General features: G+C 60.3%; 3 protein-coding genes and 1 pseudogene. 3 read left to right on the top strand and 1 reads right to left on the bottom strand.

Annotated elements, in window-relative coordinates; genetic code table 11:
- Positions 1-820: hypothetical protein (locus AC1DSG_RS29290; RefSeq protein WP_477793987.1), on the bottom strand; the 820-nt coding region annotated here is incomplete at its 3' end.
- A 277-nt stretch (positions 821-1097) separates the two neighbouring features.
- Between AC1DSG_RS29290 and AC1DSG_RS29285 the strand changes: the two genes are divergently transcribed.
- From AC1DSG_RS29285 to AC1DSG_RS29275, 3 genes and pseudogenes are all read left to right on the top strand, one after another.
- Complete coding sequence (locus AC1DSG_RS29285; protein WP_477793986.1) at positions 1098-1781, top strand: response regulator transcription factor; 684 nt, start codon at positions 1098-1100, stop codon at positions 1779-1781.
- Positions 1759-3156, top strand: coding sequence for a sensor histidine kinase (locus AC1DSG_RS29280; protein WP_477793985.1), 1398 nt, complete (start codon positions 1759-1761; stop codon positions 3154-3156). Before AC1DSG_RS29285 ends, AC1DSG_RS29280 begins: the two co-directional genes overlap by 23 nt.
- Before the next feature lie 124 nt (positions 3157-3280).
- Positions 3281-3400: pseudogene (locus AC1DSG_RS29275) on the top strand (IS110 family transposase); the annotation flags it as partial.

Genomic DNA, 3400 nt, shown 5'->3' with positions numbered 1-3400 from the left:
GCAGTGCAATGAACATCCACAGCGACGTCCAGGCAGCAACTTTGGCGGCGGTGTCAGCGGCTTGCTGGGCAGCCAGTTTGGCGTCGGCAATGGCTTTTTGAGTGCGGGCGTAGACTTCATCGACACGACGTTCGGCGTCTGCCTGGCTCAGGTTGGTGCGTTGGGCAACCATTTGTGCGAGATAGGTCCGGTCTTCGGCAGCCAATTGGCCATTGCTCAGGCTACGCGCGAAGATGCGGGTCACCGTGCCACGCGCGGCCTCATCGCTGACCTCTGCGGGGCTATCGCTACGGAACAGGCTGTCGACGAAATAACCGAATTGATCGCTGTCGGTTTTACCAGCAGCGGTGCCTGCGGCTTGAGTGGCCGCACTGGCCGCCCCACCAACGACACTTGCCCCGGCCTGCACACCACCGCTGACRATACTGCTGACCGAGCCGACCACCAGGGTCGCGGTCACCAATGTCGCCACGCACCAGGCGAGGAAGCCATGGGCGGTATCACGGAAATACACTTCATCCCCGTGCATGTTGGCCCACTTGACCCGCAAGCGACCGGCAATGTAACCGCCGAGCCCGGATGCCACGATTTGCGTCACCGCCAACCACACGATGGTTGAGATGCCCAGGCCCTTGGCGCTCACGCCTTCATTGGCCCACGGCGAAACCGCCGAAAAACCCAGGCCGAAACCGAGCAGCACCAGGATCAGCGACAACGCCGCCGCCGCAGCGGCCCCGGCGAAGATCGCGCCCCAGGACACACCCGAGAGCGTGCTTGTTTCTTCTGCGACGGGATAGAAACCATCAGAAGATCTATTCATTGTTGTATCGCTCCAGGCAGGAAAGATGGTGTTACAACTCTCGAATGGTCCTTTGCAGTCACCGTGCCAGACGCGACAAATAATTAAATCGTTATTTTTCAATAACCTATAAAGATTGAACTTCTTTTTCTCATGCAATTTGCAAGGAACACGTCAACACGACGGGTTTTCTGCATTGATTGAAATGATCAGTGCATGAAGTTTTATTTAGAAAGCCTTCGATCATTTCTTGGCAAAATGCTGCACATCATTGAGAACCGCTAATCAGGCCAGCCCTATGACCCGCATCTTGACCATCGAAGACGACGCCGTGACCGCCCGGGAAATCGTCGCCGAATTGAGCAGCCACGGCCTCGATGTCGATTGGGTCGACAATGGCCGTGAAGGCCTGGAGCGTGCGGTCAGTGGCGACTACGACCTGATCACCCTCGACCGTATGTTGCCGGAGCTCGATGGCCTGGCAATTGTCACCACGTTGCGAACCATGGGCGTGGTCACGCCGATCCTGATGATCAGTGCCCTCTCCGATGTCGATGAGCGGGTGCGGGGTTTGCGCGCGGGCGGTGACGATTACCTGACCAAGCCGTTCRCCACCGATGAAATGGCCGCCCGCGTTGAAGTGCTGCTGCGCCGGCAGAACACCGTGACCGCCCAGGCCACCACGCTGCGAGTGGCGGACCTGGAACTCAACCTGATCAGCCACGAAGCCAGCCGCGCCGGCCTGCTACTGACGCTGCTGCCGACCGAGTACAAACTGCTCGAATTCCTGATGCGCAACACCGGGCAGATTCTGTCGCGCATGATGATTTTCGAAGAAGTCTGGGGCTACCATTTCGACCCCGGCACCAACCTGATCGACGTGCACATCGGCCGTCTGCGCAAGAAGATTGACCCGCAAGGCCAGGCCCCACTGATTCGGACCGTGCGAGGCTCGGGTTATGTCATTGCCGAACCCGTCTAACGGCTGGCGTTCCTCCAGCAGCCGCTTGCTGGCGCTCTACAGTTCGCTGTTCGTGATCTGGAGCGCGATCCTCATGGGCGTCATGTACTACGAGGTCTCCGCTTACCTGGATAACCTGGCCAAGCATTCGCTGATGCAACGCCAGCATTTGTTTTCGCACTTTCAGGGCGAACAATTGGCGGACGCCCTCGCCGTCAGCATGACCTTCGACATTCGCGGCATCGACGCCTATGGCCTGTTCGATGCTCAGCACCGCTACCTCAGCGGTGCCCTGCGCCACATGCCCGAAGGCCTGCCGCTGGACGGCAAGATCCACATGCTCAGCGACTGCGCCGACTCCGACGACCCGACCCTGCCCGCCGACAGCTGCGACGCGGTCGCCACCCAGACCCGGGACGGTCGCTGGCTGGTGCTGGTGCGCGACAACGGTTCGTTGTTCGCCGTTACCCGGATCATCCTTCATGCGTTGCTCTGGGGCGTCACGCTGACGATCATTCCTGGCATTGTCGGTTGGCACTTATTGCGGCGCCGGCCGCTGCGACGTATCCGTGCGATCCAGGCCAGCGCCGAAGCCATCGTCGCCGGAGATTTGACCCGGCGCCTGCCCTTGTCCAACCGCCGCGATGAACTGGACATGCTCGCCGCCATCGTCAACGCCATGCTGGAACGCATCGAGCGGTTGATGCACGAGGTCAAGGGTGTCTGCGACAACATCGCCCACGACCTGCGCACCCCGCTGACACGCCTGCGGGCGCAGCTGTACCGGATTCAGCAGCAGGCTGAAGATGGCTCGACGCTGGCCGTGCAACTGGACTCGGTGCTGGGTGAAGCGGACACCTTGATGGCGCGCTTTCGCGGCTTGCTGCGCATTTCCGAGCTGGAAGATCGCCAGCGCCGCTCAGGTTTTGTGCAGCTGGACCCGGTGCCGTTGCTGCAAGAGCTGCACGACTTTTACCTGCCGCTGGCGGAAGAAGGCGAACTGGTTTTCACCCTGCAATTGCCGGCATCGCTGCCAGCCCTTAACGGGGATCGGGCGCTGTTGTTCGAAGCCGTGGCGAATCTGCTGAGCAACTCGATCAAATTCACACCGCCGGGGGGCGAGGTGATTTTGCGCGGGGTCAGCGAGGGCGGGTTTACGCGAATCGAAGTGCTCGACTCCGGGCCGGGCATTCCAGAGGCCGAACGCGAGGTGGTGTTTCAGCGCTTCTATCGTGCTGAGGGGGGGCATCAGAAAAGCGGGTTTGGGTTGGGATTGTCGATCGTCGCGGCGATTGCCAGCCTGCATGGGTTTGCGCTTGAAGTGGGCAGCAGCGAACTCGGTGGCGCACGGTTGGTGCTTGATTGCAAAAACTCAGCCCTGACACAACCCTTGTAATTGAATGGACTCGCCCAAGCCGAGGCGTCAATGCGCCACGGTGGCAGTCTAAACAGCCAACGACAGCGAGGGCGAGTCCATGAAAAAGCATACTTCGATTGATCAATCCTTGTCTTCTGCCGATTTGGCGGCCTGCACTACCGTGGCGGTTGACCTGGCCAAGCATGTGTTCCAGCTCGCCGGCGAAGACGCCCTCGGCAAGGTGCATTATGAGCAGCGGATCAAGTCGCGCGAGGCGTTCTAC

This window comes from Pseudomonas sp. P5_A12, from assembly GCF_056400685.1.
The sequence above is the reverse complement of the archived record's forward strand: the minus strand, read 5'-3'. Positions and strand labels throughout refer to the sequence as shown.